Here is a 23,620-nt window from a genome sequence, read left to right as displayed (position 1 = left end):
CATCCTTCATGATTACTTTGAAAAAATTCAAAATCAATAGTATCTTTAAATGTTTGTTTTATGCTATATTCTAAATCTTCTAATGTATTTTTCCCATATACATCAGGTTCTCTTTTTCCTAACATATTTAAATTAGGACCATTAATTATTAATATTTTTATAGCATTCACCAACCTTTTGATAAAAACTCTTTTATACTCTATATAATAACATATTTTGTTAAATATAAACAAGTATCTCCCTAACTACTTGAGCTATATTTTTATCCTCAATATTTATTTTGATACTTGAACATTTTCCATATTTTTCACATCTGTGATTTAATAGTTCTTGGACATAGGTTTTTACATCTTTTATATCTTTTAGTTTAGGTCTTTTATCTATTTCATTTTCTAAGTTGTTAACTATAGTATTAACATTTCCATCTAACCATATTACGTTTTTCATATTTTTCAAAATTTCAATATTACTTTCATGCTCTATAATTCCGCCCCCAGTAGATATTATAGTATTTTCTAGACAAGATATTTCTTTAAGTAAGTCTGATTCTTTCTCTCTAAAATATGCTTCTCCATGTTCTTTGAAAATTTGATTTATTGTTTTATTTTCTTTTTTTTCAATTTCAAAATCCATATCTAAAAAATCCATATCTTTAAGTCTAGCTAATTCCTTTCCAACTGTAGTCTTTCCAGTTCCCATAAATCCAATTAAGATTATATTCTTCATGCAAGTTCTCCTATATCTTCATTGTATATTGAAAATTCAATGCAATGATTTTGTTTATTCTTAGATAGTTCTAATTTTATATTAACAATTCTACCATCTTTTTCTTTAGATATGTATATGTCATCTATATAGTCGCCTATTTCATAGCCTGATTTATATCCCATTCTCTTTATAAAAAGCTTCTTAGTTTTTTTATTTAAAAATAGTTCATCACAGTCATTGCACTCCAAACTCATCTTTGATTTATAGTAAATAGATTTTACATTCGTAAGTTCAAACTCCTTATCACTTAAAATTTGACTATTTTCTGTTTTTACATCAGTTATTTCTATATCTCCACTTAGCTCTTTTTCCATATGCTTTTGAATTTCTAATCCCTGCTGTTGTATTTCTATACTGCTATAAATTCTTTTATACATATTTATTGAAGTAAACAACAAACTGTATAGTGTAATTAATACGATACTCGTTATTAGCATAGATATTGAAATTTCTAATATAAGATACCCCTTTCTACGTTTCATATATATCCTCTTTCAATAAAACTCTTCCACTAAATGGAATTATAGTTATTTTTATTTTTCTATCTTTTGAATCAATTATTATAGTTTCTCCTTTTGAGCTAAGTGTTCCATCTGATTTGAATTTTATTGTTGATGATGGATATGATAAACTCGAGTTTTTAGGAAGGTATACCATTTTTACTATATCGGTATTTTCTTTTATTACATATCTAGGATCATCTGGTGTACTAATGTTTTCTAGAAAAACACTAAGGTTTCCATTTGAATTCATACTTCTAACATATCTTATGTCTCCTACTAACTGTCTAGCAAAAGAATCAATTTCATATCTTTGTGATTTTTCTTTTGGAAAACTTATCATTAAAATAGTCATAATTATTCCTATTCCAATTACAACTTCAACTAAAGTCACATTCCTTCTCTTTTCATTTTTCTAAATCTCCTTATAGTTGTATTTGAATACTCTATTTTCATTTTCTTCCGTTGATTTAATATTTATTTTAACTGAGCATCTAGCAATTTTTTTAAAATGGCTATCTTCTTTTTTTGATTCTATATCTAATTTTATATAATCATCGTCTAAGTAAATATCATTATTTGCTACTCTTATTTTTAATTGATCATCTCCCATAGATTCTATAGATTTTATTATATTTATTTTGTTATTTCCTAAAAAGTGATCTTTAAACTTGCATTCTAAATCATTCTCTTCTATATTATTTTCAATTAAATTGTTAACTTCTTCTATAATTTTGCTACATCCTAAATTTATACCGCCTTTTACCTCATATTCTATTTTCATTGACTTTTCCTTTGTAGAAACTATATCATTGTTTGTTTTAACCAACTCTATACACCCTAAGCATATACAACTTAATATAAAGCAACACAATAATGTTACTATCATCACTGATCCATTTCTTTTTTTCATGTTCTCACCACATAACTACCTATTATTATTTCTCTTTCGCAACAACTAACATAAACAGAAACACGATAACAATTAAAGTAATCTCTTTCTTTTATCACTTCTGATTTTACAGTGCATCCTTCAATATTTTTGCTAGTCCTTTTAAATAAGTTTTCTTCTTTATTGTTTTGAATTTCATATTCTATATTGCCCATTTCTTTTTTTGCTAAGTTTATCATTTGAGTTGTATCATATGATTTTTTTAAATTAAAAACACTAGTTGAAAATATACTTACAACTAGTGATGCCATTATTCCTATTAAACTTAAAGCTACAATATTTTCTAAAATTAAATATCCATTTCTCTTATGTTTATATTTATACATTTTTTAGTATATCCTTTAACTTTTCATGCTCATTTGCATAAATACCTGTCCATATATTAAATCCTTGTACAGCTTGATTTATAAGCATATCTATTCCATATACAATATCAAATTTATTTTTTTTAGCCCAAGAAATAAATTTAGTTTCATGAGGATTATAAACAATGTCACATACAAGTATATCTTTATTAATTAAGTTTATGCTTTCATCTATTGGACAACTATCTTTATCTTTATCCATTCCAATAGGAGTTGTATTAATTATTATATCTGTATTTTCTAAATCTTCCTTAGTAATATCATCAGCTGAAAACTTTGAGTTCACACCAAAATGGTTAGTTAACACATCAGATATTTCTTTAGCGTTTTTTATACTTCTATTTCTTAAATTTATCTCTTTAGCTCCACTTGATGCCATTTCTATAGCTATACTTCTAGCAGCTCCTCCCGCTCCTATTATTAAAACTTTTTTATTGTAAATATCATAGCCCTTGTCTGTTATTGATTTTACAAACCCAACACCATCAGTATTGTATCCAATCAACTTTCCACCTTCATTTTTTACAGTATTTACAGCTCCAATCAATAGAGCATTCTTATCTACTACATCTAAATACTTAATTATTTCCACTTTATGAGGAATAGTTACATTGCATCCTTTAATACCTAAAGCTTTAATTCCTTTTATAGCATTTTCCAATTCATCACTTTTAACATTAAAGCACATGTATTTCATATTCAGATTATTTTTTTTTATTAAATAGTTATGTATATTAGGTGAAAAACTATGTTCAACAGGACTTCCTATTAAACATAATAAATTAGTCTTTGCATTTATATCCATAATTACCTCCTGTTAGCTTTTATTTCCATTTGTTATATATATTATACAGCTTTGATTGTTCTTTTTTAAACTCAAAATAGGATATCTCAAATTTAAATTTGAGATATCCTATTTTATAAAGCATTTATCATAGAGTATTCAGCGTATATAGATTCTTTATTTAGTGTGCAAATTTTCTTTTCATTATAGTCTAAACTTTCTTTAATATTGAGGTTTATATCTATCTCTATACTATTTTTGCTTTCAACTATATTTATTGCTCCTCCATAAATATTGATTATGGATTTCGCAACTTCTACATTCATATTTATATTATCTCTCGATTGATTGTTTAGACATATATCTTTATCATATTGCCCTATATTTTTTATATATATATTTAAGCCTTTTATATTATCTAAAAGTTCGATACATATAGTACTATTTTGTTTTGACTGTTTTATCAATTTACTAAAAAGTAGCAATATTATTCTTTCTATATCATAAGGATCTACTCTTACTAGCTTTTCTTCTATGTTTGTATCAAATATAAATTTTATTTTATCATCTACTGAATATTTATTAATTTCAATTATTATGTCTTCAACTAAACTTACAACATCATAACAATCTACTTCTGGTTTATAAAAATCAGCTTCTAATTTAGTTAATGTCATTATATTTTCTATGAGTCTTAGAGAAATATAACTTTGTTTTTTTACTGAATTAGTAACAGCAGCTATCAATCCACTTTCATTATTTAAAATTTCCTCTTTAAAAACAGATTGAATCAGTTGATTAGATGACATTATTAAGTTTAATGGAGTTTTTAATTCGTGAGACATATTTATAAAAAAATGATTCTTTTGTTTATATTCTAGTTTTTTCTTAGCTATTTCTCTTTCTATATTTTCAGCCTTAACTTTTTCAGTTATATCATTCATTATCCCTATACATGTCATTTTATTATTTATTTCCAGGGTAATTCCCCCTAGTTCTACATCTATATATTTTCCTTTACTATTTTGTATCTTATGTCGCATAAATTTGACATCTTGCCCAAATTTATTTAAAACCCAAGAAATATCTTTAATTATATGGCTATCATTAAATTCATTTAAACTTTCAAATCCTGACATGTTCAAAAGTACTTCATTTACATAAGTAGTTTTTTTATCTTCAAAATCATATATATATATTCCTTGAGGAATAGCATTAACTAAAGATATGTAGTTTTTTGCACTTTGTTCTATGCTTTTCAAAAGTACATTATACTCTGTAGTATCCCTTATTATTGCTATATCTTTTTTTATATTGTTTTCTTCAAAACTAGCTTTATTTATATTTAAGTATTTTTTAGTATCTTTATTTAAATATCCTTCAAAACTTCCTTTTGATTTAGTATTTAAAATAAAATCTTTTAATCTATCTTCATATATATCAATTTCTAAATTGTTATTATTGTTGTATGTAATTTCATTATCCCTTGTTACCACAATAGTATGAGGTATAGTTTCTATAGTTTTTTTATACTTTATTTTGTTATAATTAATTATTCTCTGTGAATATTTTTTATATGTTATGTCAGTCATTATACATATAACTCCCATTATTCGATTGTTCACTTTTAATGGAGTATACTCACAGTCAAAGTATCTATTGTCTTTGCTAATTATTTCTCTACTTAGCTTAATCCCTATATCATATACCTTTTGCACATCTATTAATACGTCCGTACTGTTTTCTATACTCTTATTTAAAAAATGTGAAAATTTTATTTTGTAATTACAACATGAGTATTCTTTCCACACATTTGAAAAACTGCTGTCTTCATTTGAAATATACCCGTACTTATCTATTAAAATTACACACTTGTTATTTTGTTCTAATATTATATTTAAAATCTCTTTTTTATTGTTTAATACATCCAATAGTTTTTTTGTTTCTTTTTTACTAGTTTTTAGATTATCATTTTTACCTTTTATTTTATTTTTAAGAATTTTCAAATCAATTACTAGATGACTATTCTTATCTCTATCTTTTTTTGAATATCTTCTTAAAACTATAAAAAACAATCCTATACTTATAAATAAATTCATTACTATGTTAAACTGTAAAAAATTTTTATTTAAAAATATTATTAATAAAGATATTAAACACAAAGATCCTATTTTAAGCTCTCTATATTTATATTTTTTAATATTAAAATTATAAATGGATTGTATAACCATAAAACTACTAATAGTAGCAGCCATATATAAATATGGTGATTGCTTGAAATTTATAAAATTCAAAACTATAGATATTATCAACATTGCACTCATAAAAACTTTATTTTTTCTAGCATACGAGGAAATATAAAACCCACTAGCTAGTAAAATTGATATATTTAATATATATATCAGCTTATATCCCATAATTTACGCCCCCTATGTATTTATGGCTTTATTAGAAATATATATCAGCAAACTCTATATGCATATTTTCAAATATAGAATCTTTTAATCCATTTGTATCAACTAATTTTTTTTCATCTATATTTTTAAACTCTTTTAATGAGATTATAAACTCGCTACCTTTGCCTTCTTCACTATTTACATTTATATCCCCACCTTGTAATTTTAAAAATGCTTTTACTAAAGTTAATCCAACTCCACACCCTTCTGTATTTCTAGATAAGGTTTTATCAACTTGTCCAAACTTAGTGAATATAAATTTCAATCTATCTTTAGGTATTCCTACTCCATTGTCCTTAACAGCTATATTTATAAAATCATTTTCCTTGTATATATATACTTCTATCAAGCTCCCAATTTCACTAAATTTTATAGCATTAGAAATTAAATTCAAAATTATTTTTTGCACTTTATTTAAATCTATTTTTAAAATGCTATAATTTATATCACTATTAAATTTAATATATACACCTTTATCGTTTAAATATCCATTTATACAGTCTACTATATGTTTTGTAAGATTTATAATATCACAGTACACAAATTCAACACTGCAAACTCCATTTTCTACATCTACAATTTCATTCATGTTGTTTATAACTCTTTGTAATCTATAACAGTTTTGTTTAACTAATTTCGTGTAATTTTCTATATGTTTGGAGTTAAATTCAGATTTATTTTGTTCTAATATCTTATTCATATTAGCTACATTATTTATAGGGTCTTTTAGTAATTTAGATGTGTTTATTAAAAATTCATTTTTTACATGATGTTGAGCATTTACTAAATCGAGTTCTTTTATAGCTTCTAAAACTCTTTCTTCATTTTCTAGCAATCTTACTATAGCTAATAGCTGTTGTTCTTCTTTTCTATCTATTATAGTTATACTTGCAAAACAACTCTTACTTTTATCTATTTCATACCTTTTAGTTTGTCCATAGTATTCATTGTAAATATAATCATTTATAAATTTATTTATGCTATCCATTTTAACTTTTTTTAAAATTTTTATCATTGATTTATTTTGATATACATAGTCTTTACTCTCTTTATCTATAACTACAATTCCGTCTGGTAAATTTTGCGCTAGTGCTCTATATGTTTTTTGATTTGCTTCTAATTGTTTAAGCGCTTCTTCCATTTCTGTTATGTCTACAATTATACTCAATAAAATATTTGAATCGTCAGTTTCTATTTTCGTAGTTATCAATTCTATAAAAATGTTATCTACAGTTTTGAATTTATTTATACATTTGCTTACTTTTCCATGTTTTACTTCTTCTAAACTTTCGTTTAATTGATTCATTTCATTCATATGTATTTTACTCTTTAAATTTTCTAAGCTAATATTTTTTCTATTCTTTTCTATTTTTAATATTTTAAATGCTGAGTCATTTATATACTTTATCTCATTCATATCATGAATTATAACTCCATCAGTTAAAACATCCATAAGCTTTCTATATTTTTCTTCACTATCATTTAGTTGTTTTTGAATTAGAGTACTTTGCGTTATATCATTAAATATACATATTTTGATTTCCTTATTATCTCTTATTTCTTTTGTACATATAAACCTATATACTTTTTCTTCATTATCATATAAGTTTATAGACTCAAAGCTATTTATTCCTACTTTATTAATCATATCTATACAATCTTGTCCATTTTTAAAATTAGTGCATAAATAATTTAAAATATTAACCTTATTTAGATTAATATTTCTCCAAGAATTCTGATTACAGTAAATCATATTATTTTTTTCATTTAACATAACTATAGGCATATCAGACTCTTCAATAGATTTGTTTATATTCTTTTCTATTTTAAACGTATCTTCTTTATATTCAAATTGTTTTACTGCTTCATTTTTTATATTTAAGTTTAGTACACTTATATTTTCATTTAATTTTTTTAGTTTTTGTATGTTTTCATCGAGTTTTTCTTTTTTAATCTTCATATTATCTAATATAAAAAATTTGCATATAAATAAATTCATTAAAATATTCAAAGATATATATATATTAAAGTTGATTCCTATATAAATCAAACTTATAATATTTAATGTCACTATAGATATAAACTGTATGTTTTTAATATTTAATTTGTGCCTTATAAAGCAAAAATACATAGATTTTATAAAAGTATATACAGATAATATATACATATCTATTTTTGTAAATTTATAATTGTTAGAAATTATATATACATATATCAAAACTTCTACAAAATATATAAAATTTATATATTTTGTATTTTTAATTTTTTCAAAAAAACCTATGTATATACCATTTACGAGTGCAGCTATCATAATGATTAAGTTTATATCCAAGATTCTCCCCAAATTACTTGTATAATTAATCATATATTCCCACCTTTTATCCCTTAATTTACTATTTACAATTATATTAGCAGATACTTTCCAAATATTTTGTCATTTCTTGAATAAGTAAAAAAATAATTTTCCAAATGAAAAACATGCTATATTTCTATAACTAAATTTCATAGGTTATTCATAATTTTTATTTCTTAAGCGCAAAAAAAGCCTTAATTAAGGCTTCTTTCACATTTTAACTCTTTTCTTAATTTTTTCAATGCTCGTTTTTCTATCCTAGAAACATACGATCTAGAAATATCCAGCTTTTGAGCAATTTCTCTTTGTGTTTTATATCCAAGAGGAGTTAATCCATATCTCAACTTTACAATTTCTCTTTCTCTTGGACTTAATATATTTTCCAATTTTTCATAAAGCTTACTGATTTGAACCTTTAACTCTACTTGGTCTAAAATATGGTCTATATCAGTACCAAGTACATCAATTAAACTTATTTCATTACCTTCCTTGTCAGTACCTATAGGATCTTGTAATGAAACTTGCACTTTATTTTTCTTGTTAGTTCTTATGTTCATTAATATTTCATTTTCTATACATTTTGACGCATACGTAGCTAATCGAGTTCCTTTTTCCACGTTATAAGTTTCTATAGCTTTTATAAGACCTATTGTTCCTATAGAAATAAGATCATCTTGATCTTCAGTTGAGTTATTATATTTTTTTGCTATATGCGCTACTAATCTCATGTTTCTTTCAATTAACACTTCCTTAGCTGATTCATCTTTTTCTAATTTAAATTTAGTTAGATAATTATACTCTTCTTCAGGAGTTAAGGGTTTTTCAAAAGATTTTAATATAGTCAATCAGGCCACCCCTTTCTTCCTTCCATGTCATTTTAAATTATATGAAAGTGGCCTGATAAAATTGCTTGTATAAAAAAATTTATTTTAATATAGTTTCACAAATCTCTTTAAATAAAGGTATTGCAGGCTTGCTAGAATCCTTCGTACCTTCAATTATCACAGTTATTGCATATTTAGGATTTTCTTTAGGGTAAAATCCTGTTACCCATCCATGTGTTATTATTTTTTTGCCCATAGTTTTATCCGCATTTTCTACATTAATAGTTGCCTGAGTTGTTCCTGTTTTTACTCCACTTCCTTTTTCTAATGTAGCTAATTCTTTTGCAGTTCCTTCACTCGCTACGGACTTCATCATATTTTTTATTTTACTTACAATATATGGAGATATATCTCCTTTATCTTCCTTTGTGGACCTAAATGCCTTTACGATTTCCTTTTTATTGTCTATTATACTATCATAAATTTGTAAAGGCTTGTATGTTCCATTATTGGCAATCACTTGCGTCATTTGGTTAACTTGAAGCGGCGTAAACATCATTTGCCCTTGACCAATACATAAGTTAACTATATCTATTTCATCTTTTATAGTTCCACTTTTTTCTCCATATATATCAATTCCTACTTCTTGATCTAAATGAAGTTTTTTAGCAGTATCCATTATCTTTTCTTTACCTACTTTAAGTGCTATATCTAAAAAAGCAGTATTGCAAGAATTAGCAAATGCTTGTTCTAGAGTTAACGTTCCATGTCCCTCCAATTTATTACATTTTAGAACTCTATTATGTACTTCTGAAGATCCTGTACATGTATAAGTGTAATTTTCATCTACTACACCTTCTTCTAGTGCCGCATATAAAACCACTATCTTAAATACAGAACCAGGTGCATACATATATTTTATAGCCCTATTTTCTAATTCTCCATTGCTCATCTTTAAGTATTCACTTATAGAATCTCTATCAAAATTAGGTCTAGATGTCATAGCTAATACTTCTCCACTCTTTACATCAGATATAACTACTGAGCTTGGATTTTGTTCTTTATCTACTAGCTTTTCTAATTTTTTTTGAATATCATAATCTATAGTTAACTTTAAATGTCTATCATCTTTATTCTTTTCATTTACTTTTACACTACCATCTAGAACTCCAATTTTTTTGTTCTTACCTGCATTACCTGAACTTCCAGCTTTAAATACTTCTACGTAGTCTAAATTTTTATCTTTTAATACGTCATTCTTACTTTTTTCAATACCACTTACTCCATTACTATCTTTATCTATATATCCTATGGTATGAGCTAGTATATCTTCATCTGAATACCTATATGTCTTTTTATCTATTATTATATTTTCCTTTTCCAATCTATCTTTTAAGTTGTCATTCATTTTGCTTACCTTTAATTCAACTATTGGTGAAACTGGATTTTCTTGTATTTTTTCATATATATGAGAATTATCAAGTCCTGTAACTTCTTGTATTAATTCCATATATCCATCATCTACATTAATTTTATCTTTTTGAATTATTATTATATCTTCACTTTTAGTGTCTGTTATTTTTTTATTGTTTCTATCATATATAGTACCTCTACCTGAGCTTAAGTTTATACTTGAGCTACTCTGATCTCTAACACACTTTTTATAAAAATCCGAGTGTGTAACTTGAATGTCTACTAATCTATATATTAAAAACCCATAAATTACTATAAACAATAAAAATATAGAATACATTCTGTTTTTACTTGTATATTTTATTGAACTCTTTTTTCTAGACATAAAATCACCCCTTAGTAATTGTAATTCTTGACAATTTCTAAGGGGTTAATACTATTTATTATTAATGTAATTGTGTTTTTATTCTTGCTATTACCATATCTATTGCAACTTCGTTTTGTCCACCTTCTGGTATTATTATATCTGCATATTTTTTATATGGCTCTATAAATTGATCATGTGCAGGTTTAACAGTTGTTAAATATTGCTCTATAACAGAGTCTACTGTTCTACCTCTCTCTTTTATATCTCTTTGGATTCTTCTTAGAATTCTTAGGTCATCTTCTGTATCTACATATATTTTTATATCTAACTTATTTCTTAATTCTTCATCTTCAAGTATCATTATACCTTCAACAATTACTATATCTTTAGCTTCTGTACTTATAGTATTCTCTAAGTCTCTAGTGTGAAGTTCATAGTCATATATAGGTTTTTTTATAGTTTCTCCATTACATAACATATCTAAGTGCTTTATTAATAATTTATTATCAAAAGCTAATGGATGGTCATAGTTAGTCTTTAATCTATCTTCAAATGATAAATGAGCTTGATCTTTGTAGTACGCATCTTGTTCTATTATAGCTATGTTTTCCTCTGGTATGCTTTCCTTTATTGATTTGCAAACTGTACTTTTTCCTGATCCTGTCCCACCTGTAATACCTATTATCAGTGTCTTTTTGTCCTTTGTCATCTTTGAATCTCTCCTTAAAAATTTTTTATTTATTCATGATCATCTGGCATAGCTTCGCCTGTGTAGAATCCATGTGTTAATGGTCTATGACTTTTTTCTTTTATTTGCTCTAACCAAATAGGATTGAATTCCCATTCATTAGGGTTTTTATAAAATTCATCTAGAGCTTTTCTATAGACTTTTATAACTGTTTCTAAGTATTCATCGCTTTGTAATCTTGAATCTATCTTTAAACTAGTCACACCTGATTTTACAAAGTCAGGTACAAAGTTTAACATACATAGGTCTTTTGAGTTAAATAAGAAAGTTCCTTTTTCATCTTCAAAAACTGGGTAGTATTCCCCTTGTCTTTTTTCTTCCAATAAGTTATACTTATTACTTTCTTCTTTATACTCTACATTATCTTTGCTTCCTAAGTAGCTACTTAAAAGCCTTCTCCCTGAATAAGATATGCATATAGGCCCATGAACAAAGGTTTCTATTTCCATATCTAATGGAGTTTTAGCTCTTATTGTACGTATTTCATCAAAAGATAATTCACTAGTGATAATTATCCTTCTAACTCCTTGATCATACCAAAAGTTAGCTGAATTAAAATTAGTTACGTTTGCTTGCTGTCCCATGTGAATCTTAACATTAGGTATAGTGTTTTTAGCTATCGTTAAAACACCAGGATCTGTTACTATTATTCCATCTATGTTTAACTTTTCAAGTTCTACTAAGTAATCCTTTAAACTATCGAAGTCCTCATTGTGTGGCATAACGTTAACAGCTACATAAATTTTTTTATTGTTGTGATGTGCAAATTCAACACCTTGCTGTAATTCTTCTCTTGAGAAGTTTTTAGCTATAGCATCAATTCCAAATGAATCTCCGCCTATATAAACAGCGTCTGCACCACTTTCAAACGCTAATTTCAAGCTATTTAAATCTTTAGCTGATGATAAAAGCTCAACTTTATGCATTCAAATCACCTCTTACTTTCTTTTTATAGCTAAGTGTAACTCCATCTCCAATAGGTATTATAGATGTATCTAAGTAGTCACAATTGCATATATAGTCTAGATAACTTCTCATTCTTTTGACTATAGTTTTTTTTCTTCTGATTACATAACTGTCGTGAGCTACCATTCCTTTGTACAGAATATTATCAGATATTAAAAGTCCATCTACTTTTAATTTATCTATTATCATATCATAAAATAACTTATATTGTCCTTTAGCTGCATCTAGGAAAATCATGTCAAATTCTCCTTCAACTTGTTTTAAAAGTTCTTCTGCATCTCCTTCTAATATAGTTATATTATTTTCTAATCCAGCTTTTTTGATATTTTCTTTCGCCTTTTCAATCATTTTTTCATTTCTCTCAACAGTTATAATTTCTACATCTTTATCTAAAACTGTTGCAAATAGTATAGATGAGTATCCTATAGCACAACCAACTTCTAAAATTCTCTTTGGTCTTTGAACTTTTAATAATACTTTTAAAAAATCTGAAACTTCTTTATGAACTATTGGAACATTATGCTCTTTAGCATACTCTTCCAATTCTTTTAGTAACCCTTCTTTATCCCTTAAAGTATTTCTTATATAATCTTCAACTAAATCATCAACTATATTACTCATATCTTCAACTCCTTGAGTTGCCCTAAAAAAAGACAAAGTTACGCCTTAAAACTTATATTAAGCTTTGCGATAATCCTTTGCCTTTTTGGACAAATATTTTATTTATTTTTCTGTTTTTTATTCCTTAACTTTATCTCTTTCTTGCTTATAATTTTCTACGTGTTTTAAGTGTTCTTTATATGTTTTGCTGTAATTATTTTTTCCTCCTACAGTTGCTACAAAATATAGATAATCCGTATTAGATGGATATAGTGCAGCTTCTATCGATTTAACTCCAGGACTACATATAGGAGTAGGTGGTAATCCTTTATTTAAATAAGAATTATAAGGAGAATCAACTTTTAAATCCTTATACATTACTCTTTCTTTTCTTTTATCAAACGCATATTGTAAAGTAGCATCTGACTGAAGAGGCATTCCTATTTTTAACCTGTTGTAAAAAACACTAGCAATCATAGGTCTATCTTCGTCTACAACAGCTTCCTTTTCTATTATAGAAGCTAAGTTTACAACTTGTTGAAGAGTTAAGCCCATTTCCTTTTGCTTTTCTTTAAATTTATCATTATAAACTTGTTCAAATCTCTTTAACATTGCAGATAAAACTTCTTTTTCTGTGCTTTCTTTATCAAAATAATAAGTGTCAGGATATAAAAATCCCTCTAAGTTCTTTATGTCAGATTCTTTCAAAAATGCAAAATCAGTATAAAATTCTTTAGTATTGTTTATTAATTGTTCATATTTTTCAGCACTTCCTAATTTTTTATCTGTTAAAGATTTTATTACTTCTTTATAAGTTAATCCTTCCGGTATAGTTACCTTTGTTCCATCGTTATGAACTTTTCCATCAGTAAGTATACTTAAAATTTTAGAGTTTGAATAACTTTGACGTAATAAATACGTACCAGCTTTAACGCCATGTTTATTAGGTTTTACTTTTTCTACAGCTTTAAACAAAACTTTATTTTTAATTAATTTATTTTCTTGTAAAATATCTGCTACATCAGTTAATGTTGCTCCATTAGGTATTTCCACTATTATTTCTTTTTTGCTGATTTTATTGTATGGTCCTATTTGACTATATATATATCCAGCAATTAAAGCCAATATAATTACTATTATAATAGCTACTATTTTCAAGTTTACCTTTCTAAAATTCATAGGGTTATCTACTCCTTATGTATATTTATATCCTTTATATTATAAATCTAAGAATAAAAATTTTCAATAAAATTGTCGAAACTAAATAAAAAGCCTAACGTTATTTTTTACACGTTAGGCTTTTTTTAATCATATCTATTAGAATTTTAAAGTTTTATCTTTAGTTACAACCCCATAAACTAATTTTCCTGGTTCTACTTTTTCATCAGATATTGTATAAGCTTTTAAGAATCTATCTTTTGCTCCTTCAATTTTATCTAATTTATTGTAATGCATATATGCTATTGTTTCTCCTTCATTTACAAAGTCTGAAACTTTTTTAGTTAAAACTATACCTGCTGATAAATCTAGTTCATCTTCTTTAGTTTCTCTTCCTGCCCCTAGCATCATAGCAGAAACTCCAACTTCTTCAGCTTCTATTTTTGCTATATAACCAGTTTTCGGAGCTTTTATTTCCATTATTTCTTTTGCTTGAGGTAATAGAGAATAATCATCAACTATATTACTATTTCCACCTTGATTTTCTATAAATTCTTTTAATTTATCAATTGCACTTCCTGTAGTTATAGCTTCTTGAATCTTGGCTTTACCATCTTCAAAGTTATCAACTACTTTTGCTAATAGTAACATATATGCACCTAATGTTTCGCATAACATTACGAAATCTTTAGGTCCTCTTCCTTTTAAAGTTTCTATAGCTTCTATAACTTCTAATGAGTTACCTACTGCAAATCCTAGAGGTTCATCCATATCAGTTATAAGTGCTATAGTTTCTCTATTCATATTATCTCCGATATCAACCATTTCTTTTGCCAGTGCAAATGAATCTTCTATAGTCTTCATAAATGCACCGTCTCCAGTTTTGACATCTAATACTATAGCATCAGCTCCAGATGCTAATTTTTTACACATTATACTACTTGCAATTAACGATATATTATCAACTGTTGCTGTTACATCTCTAAGTGCATACATCTTTTTATCTGCTACAGCTATAGATGCAGTTTGGCCACATACAGCTATATTATGCTTATTAACTGATTGTATAAATTTTTCTGGTTCCATTTCTATAGAAAATCCAGGAATAGCTTCTAGTTTATCTAATGTTCCTCCAGTATGTCCTAGACCTCTTCCTGACATCTTAGCAACTGGTGCTTTACATGCAGCAACTAACGGTGCTAATGCTATTGTAGTTTTATCTCCTACACCACCTGTACTATGCTTGTCCACTTTAATTCCATTTATATCTGATAGGTCTATAACTTCACCTGAGTTCATCATAGCTTCTGTTAGAAACGCAGTTTCTTCTTTAGACATTTTATTTATATATATAGCCATTAAAAGAGCAGATGCCTGATAATCAGGAATCTCTTCTTTAGAGTACTTCTCTACGAAAAAGTTTATTTCTTCTTTAGTTAATACTTCTCCATCTCTTTTCTTTTTTATAATGTCATAAATTCTCATAACGAGTCTCCTTTGTATCATTATTTTATAGTTTTGTAATACGTTAAATTCTTATAATTTATTAACTATTGATTTAACTAAGTTTAAAAATTCTGATTTAACTTTTTGTGTTGTCTCTATAACTTCTTCATGATTTAAAGGTTGATTTAATATTCCTGCTGCCATATTTGTTATACAAGATATCCCTATAACATCTAAGTTTGAATGTCTAGCTACTATAACTTCTGGAACAGTTGACATTCCAACTGCATCTGATCCTAAAATTTGAGCTAATTTAACTTCTGCAGGTGTTTCATAAGTTGGGCCACTAAAGAAAGTGTATACGCCTTCTCTTACTTGTATTCCTAAATCTTTAGCACATTCTTTTGCTAATTCTACATACTTTGGAGTATATGCTGTTGACATATCAGGGAATCTTACTCCTAATCTATTATCATTAGATCCTATTAGTGGATGATGCCCACTAAAGTTTATATGATCTCTTATTATCATTAAATCTCCTGGTTTGAAATCTTTATTTGCTCCACCAGCTGCATTAGTAACTATTACAGTTTTAACTCCTAAAGCTTTCATAACTCTTACAGGGAATGTTACGCTCTCCATTGAATACCCTTCGTAAAAATGGAATCTTCCTTGCATAGCTATAACAGTTTTTCCTTGTAAAGTTCCTATTACTAATTGTCCATTATGTCCTTCTACTGTAGAAACTGGAAAATTTGGTATTTCATCATATTTTATTTTTACAGGATTTTCTATCTCATCACCTAAAACACCTAATCCTGAACCTAATATAAGTCCTACTTCTGGAGCTTGTTCTATTTTAGATTTTATATAATCTGTACTCTCTTGAATTTTATCGTATAAATTTTTCATATTTTTCCTCCAACTAGCTAATTATTTTATAATGTCATTTTTAAAACTATTGCCATGTTTAGGCATTTTTACATTTAATATATCAGCAACTGTAGCTCCTATATCTGCAAAACTGCTTCTAGTTCCTAAATTTAATCCACTCTTAACGTTTTTACCGCAAATTAACATAGGTATATATTCTCTTGTATGATCAGTTCCTTTATATGTAGGATCATTACCATGGTCTGAGTTTATAATTAATATATCATCATCTTCCATATTTTCTAATATTTCAGGTATTCTAGCATCAAATTCTTCTAATGCTTCTTTATATCCTTTAACATCTCTTCTATGACCATATTTAGAGTCAAAATCAACTAAATTTGTGAATATAAGACCATTATTTTCTTTCTTCATGTAATTTATAGTTTGGTCTACTCCATCCATATTATCTTTAGTATGTATAGCCTCTGTTATACCTTGTTTATTAAATATATCTTCTATTTTTCCAACTCCTATAACATCTAGGTTTGAATTTTTTATATTATCTAAAACTGTATCTTCAAATGGGCTTAAAGAGTAATCTCTTCTGTTAGAAGTTCTTTCAAATGCTCCTGGTTGTCCAACAAATGGTCTTGCTATTATTCTTGCAACTGCATTATCGCCCATCATTATTTCTCTTGCGATTTCACACATTTTATATAATTCATCTAAAGGAATTATTTCTTCATGTGCTGCAATTTGGAATACACTATCTGCAGAAGTATATACTATAACTTCTCCAGTTTTCATTTGTTGCTCTCCTAATTCATCTAGTATAGCTGTTCCAGATGCAGGCTTATTACCTATAACTTTTCTATTTGTCTTTCTTTCAAATTCATCTATTATTTCTTTTGGGAATCCATTTTCATATGTTTTAAAAGGTGTTTCAACTAAAACTCCTGTCATCTCCCAGTGTCCAGTTGTTGTATCCTTACCCTTAGATACTTCACTAGCTCTACCAAATGCTCCTATAGGGCTTTCTACGCCTTCTAAGCTATCAATACCATCTATATTACCTAAACCTAATTTCAGCATATTAGGCAACTTTATATCTTTATAGTTTTTAACTATGTTACCCAAAGTGTTTACATTTACATCTCCAAATTTTTCTGAATCAGGAAGTGCTCCTATCCCAACACTATCAATTATCATCCATATAACTCTGCTCATAAAATTTTTCCTCCTAAATGTTAGTTTATTTTCTAGGATGTTTTTCCTTTAGTTCTTGTCTTATATTTTTATCTATACAATTTAAATAATATTGTAAACTTGATAAATTAGAATTTCCTAAAATTTTGCTGACTACAGCTATGTTTGCACCTTGATTTAATAAGTGTATAGCAAATGAATTTCTAAGAATAGTTGGATTTATACTTTTATTTATATTTGCTCTTTTTGCATGTTTTTTTATTAATTTCCAAAGACCTTGCCTTGTAAATCTAGTTCCATTAGAGTTTGTGAATAAAGCCTTTTCCTGAAAGTTAGTTTTTAAAATCTCACTTCTTGACTTAGTTAAATAGTTATCTAAATATCTTTTTGTAGTTTTAGACATAGGTATTACTCTAGGATTTTTTCCTGATTCACAACAAATATAATCATATTCTAAATTAACATCATCTAAATCTAATTCTATTAGCTCTGTTACTTTCATACCTGTCCCATATAAAATCTCAAATATAGCTTTGTCTCTTATATCTTTTGCATTTTTAGGTTCAGGAAAATCTAGTAAAGCCTCTATTTCTTTTAAACTTAAAATATCTATTTCTTTTTTTTCTATCTTAGGTTTTTTTATATTTTTAGATATATTACTTTCTATGTATCTATTTAAAAATAAATATTCATAAAAAGACTTTATAGATGATATACTCCTAGAAATCGTAGCTGTAGATACATTATTTTTTTCTAATTCTATTATATAACTTATTATATCATTTTCTGTTGATTCAAATAAGTTAATACTTTTATTTTCTATATATGTTAAATACTTTTTTATATCTATAAAGTAAGAGCTAACTGTATTTTCTGTCAACTTTCTTATAGATTTTATATATTCTATATATTCATTTAGTAGTTGCATATTGTAGTCCCTTTAAAATATTTTTAGTGTTATTGTAGATATAGCATTTAAAATAGTTTGTGCAGATACACTAATCATTATTATAAGAAATGAGTTTATTATATACCTTTTCATTAAATATGTACAGTTTGTTTTATTTTGTTTTCTTACATTTTTTATAAATTCTTCAAAGTACTTAAGTGATATTAATGCTAGTATTATCATACCTGGCAGTACTATTGAAAATTTAATAAGTGTCACACATAACATTTTAAATGAACTAGCCTTCATAGCTATTATGAAAGTATTTATAGTATACCCTATCGATAAGCCTTTTACCGCAAAAATAATTAAAGCTATAGGTGCTAAAATTATGCTTAATGTACATATCGACATACCTGCTAATAAACTTAAGTCCATTTTAAAATTTGACATTAAAACTTCTTTTATTTTCATTCCTGAATCATAGTAGCTATTTGTATAAGTTATGTTATTACTTATTACCTCTTTATATTGAGGAAAAATTTTATTTAACAATGATCCTAAAATAACAAATAATATAAACAAACTAGATATAATTATCATATCCTTACTTATTTTATCCAATGTGGTTCTTCTATTTATTCTTCTCAAAAACTACAACCCCCTCTTTTGTTCTTACATAATTTTTATGCAAGAGAAGAGGAGGTTATTCCTAATTATAAAAGTTCTTTCGCAAGCAAAAGACCTATAGATGTTTTAGCATCTTCTATATCATTTTTATTAATCATTTCATATGCATCATTTAAATTAACTTCATGTAATTCTAAGAATTCATCTTCATCTAGACAACATTCACCCTTTTCTAGGTCTGTAGCTAGGTAAACATATATTTTTTGATTAGAAAATCCTGATGATGTATAAAATTTATGTATTAATTTCATATTATTTGCACTATATCCAGTTTCTTCTTTTAGTTCTCTAATAGCACAGTCTTTTGGACTTTCTCCCTGTTCTAACTTTCCAGCAGGAATTTCCCATAAAACTTTTTCTATTGCTTTTCTAAACTGTCTAACTAATAAAACCTTATTATCATCAGTTATAGCTACTATTCCGACTGCCCCAGGATGTTCTATTATTTCTCTTTTTTGATAGCCTTTTTTAGGAACTTCCACAGTATCTACTTTCAGGCTTATAACCTTTCCAGTATATATCCTGTCACTACTTACTGTTTGCTCTTCTATTATCATAACAAACCTCCATTAAGTAATATGCTGCACTACTTGCAGCATCAAAGAATTCACTATCTTGTTCATAATTTCTACCCATACTCTTAACTTTCAATTCAAAATAGTTTAAATCGTCTAAAGTACTGCCTGGATTTACATATGCTATATTGTGCTTTTCATCTAATTTATTTTCTTTTATTTGGTTATTTACATAATCTAGTTTTTCTTTATCTTTAAGCCCTATAGGTATATTAACTTCTACATTTACTATCTCGCTTAATACAGTTATGCTATGATGACTTATACCTACATGTCTATCTCTTTTGTCTGCAAAGCTCATTCTCGGAATTACAATAGGATTTCCTCCTAGCTTTTTAACAGCATCTAGTATTGGCCCTTGTTCTATACCTGTGAAACCATATTTAGTTCCTGTACCTGCTATTCCAGGCCCCATACTTACAAATACTGCATCAGCATTTAAAACTTCTTTTGCAGTTATTAATGCTGAATAAATGTTTATACATTCATAATCTCCGCCAAATGCATTACCTATTGTTATAGTATCATCTATCAATTTTTTATTTTTTAGATTTTCTACATTCTTACTTAAGTATATAGGTAGAGATGCTCCATCTGTCATTATATATACTAATTTTTTATCCGGATTATGTCTTTTGTATGATGCAACAAATGGAGTAAGCATACTATGTAATGTACCAACAACAACAGGTAGGTTATCTAGGCTTTTAAACTCATTTATTTTATCATGTAGTTTACTATCTTGTTCCTCTACAGAATCTACTTTAACCTGTAACGGTGTATATCTCAATTTCATAATATGACCACCCGGAGTCATATCAGATTCTATTTTATTTAAATTAGTTATTACAAAATGATAACCACCTGTACCAAGACTTAATTCAACTGCAGTTGTATTTAATACAACTTCATCGCCTATATCTACACTTCCCGTCATCTTAGGATAATTATAAGCTTTTTCTATATTACCATTAATATTTACAGTTATTTCTTCTAAGTTTTGTGACTTACTTTTTATAGATTCAACTACTCCAATTCTTTTACTTATCATAAGATTACCTTCCTAGTTTATCAATAAAATTTAAAACCTTATTATTTTCTATTATTTTTGTTAAAGAGTATTTTTCAGTAAGTGCATGTATAAATACTAAAAATACTAACCATCCAATTCTTATAGGTCTAGCGTATCCTATAGCAATTAAGATTCCTATAGATATACCTAATACATTAGATCCTGTATCTCCCATCATAGCTTTAGCTTTTAAATCATCAAAGAAGTATACGATTACACTCGGTAATAATATAAGAACTAAACCTTTAGGATAACCTACTAAAGTTAATAATAGCGTTATAATTATAACTAAATATACTTTTATTGCTCTTCCTGGTCTTAAATCTAGTAAATTCATTAAATTAGTAGATAAAGCTATTATTAAAGTGTTTATACATATATCAGCTATATTTTTAGATATTGCAACTGATATAGCAAGACCTACAAATCCTCCAAATAATGCTTTAAATCCACCCGTTGTAAGATGTCCTTTTAATAAACTTTTAAAATGCCCCTTTAATCCACTTACATCTCTGTTACCTACAATATCGTCTAAAATACCTACTAAGCACATAGATAATAGTCCAAATATATGCATAAACGTATATACTAAGTCGCTATGTTTAGTTGTAAAGTATACTAAAATAATACTATTTATAACTATCGTAGGTAGAAAAACCAATCCCATACTTACAGGTATCATATCTTTTTTATAATTTGGTCTTATTACATTACTCGACACCAACATATTTCTAAAAAATGGCATAACAACATAAGTTGTTGCTACACCAACTAGTAGCATTATTATATACAGTATCATATTATTCAATAACACTACCTCCATTCTTTTCTCTTCTTATTAGCAATTTTCTTTATATGGTAGTATTGTTTTCCTCTGTGTATAAACCCTTTTAAATCTCTTCCTGTTTCATTATGTGTCATATTAACTAAAATTTCTTTTATAGAATAACCATACTTTAATATATCTATTGTCATTCCAACTTCAACTCCATAACCAAAAGGTATTTCATCAAATTTTTCTAAAACTTCTTTTTTGAATATTCTTTGACCAGATATAGTAGCATCTAACTCTACTCCTGTCATCTCAAATACTGAATCTTTAGCTAATCTTTTTACAAATCCCATCCCACCCTTTTTCTTAGCAGGTGGGAATTTTGCTATTGTTACATCAACTTCATTATTTATTACAGGTTTTATAAGCTTAATAGTTTCACTTGATGAACTACCTAAATCTCCATCTAAAAATCCTATTATATCTGCATTTTCCATAGCTTTTTTTAATCCATAGTTTAATGCATAGCCTTTACCTCTATTTCTATCTAACTTAAAAACTTTTATTTTATCATTTACAATAGATTTAGCTGCTTTTTCAGTATTATCACTTGAGCCATCATCTACAACTATTATTTCATTTATTTCTTCAATATCTACTACTCCTAGTAAAGTATCTTTTATTTTATTTTCTTCATTGTATGCAGGTATTATTATACTTACATAAGGATTCATATTTACATCTCCTTTATTTTTACTTAAACGGTATTATAGAATCTACTTTATCTCCTATACCAAAGTTTCCTTTTTCTACAGAATCTCTAAGAGCGTAAACTAAAGATAGTTTACCTGTTCCTTGCTGAGAATTGTTTATAGTTGGTATTTTATCTTTTTTATAGTTTTCTAAATCAGAGAATTTAACATCACTTTTTTGAGTTCCTATTACATATTTACCATCTTCTTTTAATTTATCTATTATTATTTTATCTATATTCGTAAATTTATTAGAAGATTCATTTGTATCTCCACTTGCCATAACAACTTGTGAACAGTCTAAATAGTTATCTGATAAATAATTTATTTTTATCATCTCTAATTTTTCTAATTGTTGTAGTTTATCCATAGCATTTTCTTCTTTTAAACAACTCATTATGTAATTAACTACATCTTTTTCAGTTTTTAATTGTAATTGTGATGCACTGTTAAGCTCTTTTATTTTATCTTTATTAGTTAACCCTGATTTTAAAACAATATCATATGCTACACTTCCACTTGCATCTGTTATAGTCTTAGATATGTCTTGAGTATAATCATAATTTTCTGTTGTTGATATTATTCCTACATTTTTACCTTGTAATTGATCTTTTATTAATACTAAATAATTTTCATTTAAATAATTAACTAGTTTTTTGTATTCGCTTTCTTTTTTGTCTAGTTTACCTTCTAATTCATCATTTGTTGTTTTTATATCTTCAAACTTAGCATCTAAATCATCTATTATAGCAGCTTGTTGCTTACTAAGTTCTTGATCATAGTTTAAGTTAAATCCTACTAGCATTCCTATTCCTAATGCAATAAATATAGCACCTATGGTTACTATATAATACTTCATATTTATATGCATGTTAATCCTCCTCAATTAATTACATCTGTAATAGTAGTCTCATTTTTAATTCCATCAAGTGCATAAATTGTTGAACACTTGGAGAGAATGATGCAAGTATTAAAACTGGGAATAAAGCAGTTGCTATAAGTGCCCATATATACTTTAATTTTAATTTACTTCTATATAATAAGTTTACACCTTTTGCATCTATTAGCTTTGATCCTATTTTTAGTCT

The 23,620-nt window shown here is 26.7% G+C and carries 26 protein-coding genes; all 26 read right to left on the bottom strand.

Going from position 1 to position 23,620, the window contains the following annotated elements; translation table 11 throughout:
• Positions 1–170 (bottom strand): type II 3-dehydroquinate dehydratase (locus ACRDDE_RS09175; RefSeq protein ID WP_438626961.1); only part of this gene is annotated, 170 nt, incomplete at its 3' end.
• Positions 171–219: 49 nt separating this feature from the next.
• The gene (locus tag ACRDDE_RS09170; RefSeq protein ID WP_438626960.1) at positions 220–726 is read right to left on the bottom strand and encodes a shikimate kinase; all 507 of its coding nucleotides are present in this window, start codon (positions 724–726) and stop codon (positions 220–222) included.
• Positions 723–1,250, bottom strand: coding sequence for a hypothetical protein (locus ACRDDE_RS09165; RefSeq protein WP_438626959.1), 528 nt, complete (start codon positions 1,248–1,250; stop codon positions 723–725). The genes ACRDDE_RS09170 and ACRDDE_RS09165 overlap by 4 nt, the downstream gene beginning before the upstream one ends.
• Complete coding sequence (locus ACRDDE_RS09160) at positions 1,240–1,662, bottom strand: pilus assembly FimT family protein (RefSeq protein WP_438626958.1); 423 nt, start codon at positions 1,660–1,662, stop codon at positions 1,240–1,242. Before ACRDDE_RS09160 ends, ACRDDE_RS09165 begins: the two co-directional genes overlap by 11 nt.
• A gap of 21 nt (positions 1,663–1,683) precedes the next feature.
• Positions 1,684–2,181, bottom strand: coding sequence for a hypothetical protein (locus ACRDDE_RS09155; RefSeq protein WP_438626957.1), 498 nt, complete (start codon positions 2,179–2,181; stop codon positions 1,684–1,686).
• Entirely contained in the window at positions 2,178–2,546 is a 369-nt protein-coding gene (locus ACRDDE_RS09150) for a hypothetical protein (protein ID WP_438626956.1), read from the bottom strand. The genes ACRDDE_RS09155 and ACRDDE_RS09150 overlap by 4 nt, the downstream gene beginning before the upstream one ends.
• Positions 2,539–3,390 (bottom strand): shikimate dehydrogenase, encoded by an 852-nt coding sequence (gene aroE, locus ACRDDE_RS09145; protein WP_438626955.1) that lies wholly within the window; start codon positions 3,388–3,390, stop codon positions 2,539–2,541. The genes ACRDDE_RS09150 and aroE overlap by 8 nt, the downstream gene beginning before the upstream one ends.
• A 113-nt stretch (positions 3,391–3,503) precedes the next feature.
• Positions 3,504–5,786: a histidine kinase dimerization/phospho-acceptor domain-containing protein gene (locus tag ACRDDE_RS09140; RefSeq protein WP_438626954.1), complete on the bottom strand. Its 2,283-nt coding sequence runs from the start codon at positions 5,784–5,786 to the stop codon at positions 3,504–3,506.
• Between the two features lie 31 nt (positions 5,787–5,817).
• Positions 5,818–8,190 carry an ATP-binding protein gene (locus tag ACRDDE_RS09135; protein WP_438626953.1) on the bottom strand — a complete coding sequence of 791 codons (2,373 nt, stop codon included), beginning with the start codon at positions 8,188–8,190 and terminating at the stop codon, positions 5,818–5,820.
• A 182-nt stretch (positions 8,191–8,372) separates the two neighbouring features.
• On the bottom strand, positions 8,373–9,023 hold the full coding sequence (gene sigK / locus ACRDDE_RS09130) for an RNA polymerase sporulation sigma factor SigK (protein ID WP_438626952.1): 651 nt from the start codon (positions 9,021–9,023) through the stop codon (positions 8,373–8,375).
• Between the two features lie 79 nt (positions 9,024–9,102).
• Positions 9,103–10,800, bottom strand: a complete 1,698-nt coding sequence (locus ACRDDE_RS09125; protein WP_438626951.1) for a peptidoglycan D,D-transpeptidase FtsI family protein — start codon at positions 10,798–10,800, stop codon at positions 9,103–9,105.
• Between the two features lie 61 nt (positions 10,801–10,861).
• The gene (udk, locus tag ACRDDE_RS09120) at positions 10,862–11,491 is read right to left on the bottom strand and encodes a uridine kinase (RefSeq protein WP_438626950.1); all 630 of its coding nucleotides are present in this window, start codon (positions 11,489–11,491) and stop codon (positions 10,862–10,864) included.
• A 29-nt stretch (positions 11,492–11,520) separates the two neighbouring features.
• Positions 11,521–12,456, bottom strand: a complete 936-nt coding sequence (locus tag ACRDDE_RS09115) for a peptidase U32 family protein (RefSeq protein WP_438626949.1) — start codon at positions 12,454–12,456, stop codon at positions 11,521–11,523.
• A complete protein-coding gene (locus ACRDDE_RS09110) occupies positions 12,449–13,117 on the bottom strand; it encodes an O-methyltransferase (RefSeq protein ID WP_438626948.1) in 669 nt (222 codons plus the stop codon). The genes ACRDDE_RS09115 and ACRDDE_RS09110 overlap by 8 nt, the downstream gene beginning before the upstream one ends.
• A gap of 117 nt (positions 13,118–13,234) precedes the next feature.
• Entirely contained in the window at positions 13,235–14,275 is a 1,041-nt protein-coding gene (gene mltG / locus ACRDDE_RS09105; RefSeq protein WP_438626947.1) for an endolytic transglycosylase MltG, read from the bottom strand.
• Positions 14,276–14,413: 138 nt separating this feature from the next.
• A complete protein-coding gene (locus tag ACRDDE_RS09100; RefSeq protein ID WP_438626946.1) occupies positions 14,414–15,739 on the bottom strand; it encodes a pyrimidine-nucleoside phosphorylase in 1,326 nt (441 codons plus the stop codon).
• Between the two features lie 51 nt (positions 15,740–15,790).
• Positions 15,791–16,612: a purine-nucleoside phosphorylase gene (locus tag ACRDDE_RS09095; RefSeq protein WP_021429593.1), complete on the bottom strand. Its 822-nt coding sequence runs from the start codon at positions 16,610–16,612 to the stop codon at positions 15,791–15,793.
• A 21-nt stretch (positions 16,613–16,633) separates the two neighbouring features.
• On the bottom strand, positions 16,634–17,803 hold the full coding sequence (locus ACRDDE_RS09090; protein ID WP_438626945.1) for a phosphopentomutase: 1,170 nt from the start codon (positions 17,801–17,803) through the stop codon (positions 16,634–16,636).
• A 25-nt stretch (positions 17,804–17,828) separates the two neighbouring features.
• Positions 17,829–18,710 (bottom strand): tyrosine-type recombinase/integrase, encoded by an 882-nt coding sequence (locus tag ACRDDE_RS09085; RefSeq protein ID WP_438626944.1) that lies wholly within the window; start codon positions 18,708–18,710, stop codon positions 17,829–17,831.
• Between the two features lie 12 nt (positions 18,711–18,722).
• On the bottom strand, positions 18,723–19,322 hold the full coding sequence (locus ACRDDE_RS09080; protein ID WP_438626943.1) for a hypothetical protein: 600 nt from the start codon (positions 19,320–19,322) through the stop codon (positions 18,723–18,725).
• Between the two features lie 65 nt (positions 19,323–19,387).
• Positions 19,388–19,918, bottom strand: a complete 531-nt coding sequence (locus tag ACRDDE_RS09075; protein ID WP_021429595.1) for an NUDIX hydrolase — start codon at positions 19,916–19,918, stop codon at positions 19,388–19,390.
• The gene (locus ACRDDE_RS09070; RefSeq protein ID WP_438626942.1) at positions 19,890–20,987 is read right to left on the bottom strand and encodes a DUF3866 family protein; all 1,098 of its coding nucleotides are present in this window, start codon (positions 20,985–20,987) and stop codon (positions 19,890–19,892) included. The genes ACRDDE_RS09075 and ACRDDE_RS09070 overlap by 29 nt, the downstream gene beginning before the upstream one ends.
• 4 nt (positions 20,988–20,991) lie before the next feature.
• Positions 20,992–21,816 carry a glycosyl transferase gene (locus ACRDDE_RS09065; protein ID WP_438626941.1) on the bottom strand — a complete coding sequence of 275 codons (825 nt, stop codon included), beginning with the start codon at positions 21,814–21,816 and terminating at the stop codon, positions 20,992–20,994.
• A 5-nt stretch (positions 21,817–21,821) separates the two neighbouring features.
• On the bottom strand, positions 21,822–22,514 hold the full coding sequence (locus ACRDDE_RS09060; protein WP_021429728.1) for a glycosyltransferase family 2 protein: 693 nt from the start codon (positions 22,512–22,514) through the stop codon (positions 21,822–21,824).
• 19 nt (positions 22,515–22,533) lie between these two features.
• A complete protein-coding gene (locus tag ACRDDE_RS09055) occupies positions 22,534–23,403 on the bottom strand; it encodes a copper transporter (RefSeq protein ID WP_438626940.1) in 870 nt (289 codons plus the stop codon).
• Positions 23,404–23,422: 19 nt separating this feature from the next.
• On the bottom strand, positions 23,423–23,620 hold a 198-nt coding region (locus ACRDDE_RS09050), incomplete at its 5' end, for a SteA domain-containing protein (RefSeq protein ID WP_438626939.1).

The sequence above is a fragment of the Paraclostridium sp. genome, assembly GCF_051656405.1.
Taxonomy (GTDB): Bacteria; Bacillota; Clostridia; order Peptostreptococcales; family Peptostreptococcaceae; genus Paraclostridium.
This window is presented reverse-complemented; position numbering and strand designations above follow the sequence as displayed.

Bases quoted from the DNA above. Each gene is read 5' to 3' on its own strand.
- ACRDDE_RS09170 (WP_438626960.1), bottom strand. From the start codon at position 726: ATGAAGAATATAATCTTAATTGGATTTATGGGAACTGGAAAGACTACA.
- ACRDDE_RS09165 (WP_438626959.1), bottom strand. From the start codon at position 1,250: ATGAAACGTAGAAAGGGGTATCTTATATTAGAAATTTCAATATCTATG.
- ACRDDE_RS09155 (WP_438626957.1), bottom strand. From the start codon at position 2,181: ATGAAAAAAAGAAATGGATCAGTGATGATAGTAACATTATTGTGTTGC.
- ACRDDE_RS09150 (WP_438626956.1), bottom strand. From the start codon at position 2,546: ATGTATAAATATAAACATAAGAGAAATGGATATTTAATTTTAGAAAAT.
- aroE (WP_438626955.1), bottom strand. From the start codon at position 3,390: ATGGATATAAATGCAAAGACTAATTTATTATGTTTAATAGGAAGTCCT.
- ACRDDE_RS09140 (WP_438626954.1), bottom strand. From the start codon at position 5,786: ATGGGATATAAGCTGATATATATATTAAATATATCAATTTTACTAGCT.
- ACRDDE_RS09135 (WP_438626953.1), bottom strand. From the start codon at position 8,190: ATGATTAATTATACAAGTAATTTGGGGAGAATCTTGGATATAAACTTA.
- ACRDDE_RS09125 (WP_438626951.1), bottom strand. From the start codon at position 10,800: ATGTCTAGAAAAAAGAGTTCAATAAAATATACAAGTAAAAACAGAATG.
- udk (WP_438626950.1), bottom strand. From the start codon at position 11,491: ATGACAAAGGACAAAAAGACACTGATAATAGGTATTACAGGTGGGACA.
- ACRDDE_RS09115 (WP_438626949.1), bottom strand. From the start codon at position 12,456: ATGCATAAAGTTGAGCTTTTATCATCAGCTAAAGATTTAAATAGCTTG.
- ACRDDE_RS09110 (WP_438626948.1), bottom strand. From the start codon at position 13,117: ATGAGTAATATAGTTGATGATTTAGTTGAAGATTATATAAGAAATACT.
- mltG (WP_438626947.1), bottom strand. From the start codon at position 14,275: ATGAATTTTAGAAAGGTAAACTTGAAAATAGTAGCTATTATAATAGTA.
- ACRDDE_RS09100 (WP_438626946.1), bottom strand. From the start codon at position 15,739: ATGAGAATTTATGACATTATAAAAAAGAAAAGAGATGGAGAAGTATTA.
- ACRDDE_RS09095 (WP_021429593.1), bottom strand. From the start codon at position 16,612: ATGAAAAATTTATACGATAAAATTCAAGAGAGTACAGATTATATAAAA.
- ACRDDE_RS09090 (WP_438626945.1), bottom strand. From the start codon at position 17,803: ATGAGCAGAGTTATATGGATGATAATTGATAGTGTTGGGATAGGAGCA.
- ACRDDE_RS09085 (WP_438626944.1), bottom strand. From the start codon at position 18,710: ATGCAACTACTAAATGAATATATAGAATATATAAAATCTATAAGAAAG.
- ACRDDE_RS09075 (WP_021429595.1), bottom strand. From the start codon at position 19,918: ATGATAATAGAAGAGCAAACAGTAAGTAGTGACAGGATATATACTGGA.
- ACRDDE_RS09070 (WP_438626942.1), bottom strand. From the start codon at position 20,987: ATGATAAGTAAAAGAATTGGAGTAGTTGAATCTATAAAAAGTAAGTCA.
- ACRDDE_RS09060 (WP_021429728.1), bottom strand. From the start codon at position 22,514: ATGAATCCTTATGTAAGTATAATAATACCTGCATACAATGAAGAAAAT.
- ACRDDE_RS09055 (WP_438626940.1), bottom strand. From the start codon at position 23,403: ATGCATATAAATATGAAGTATTATATAGTAACCATAGGTGCTATATTT.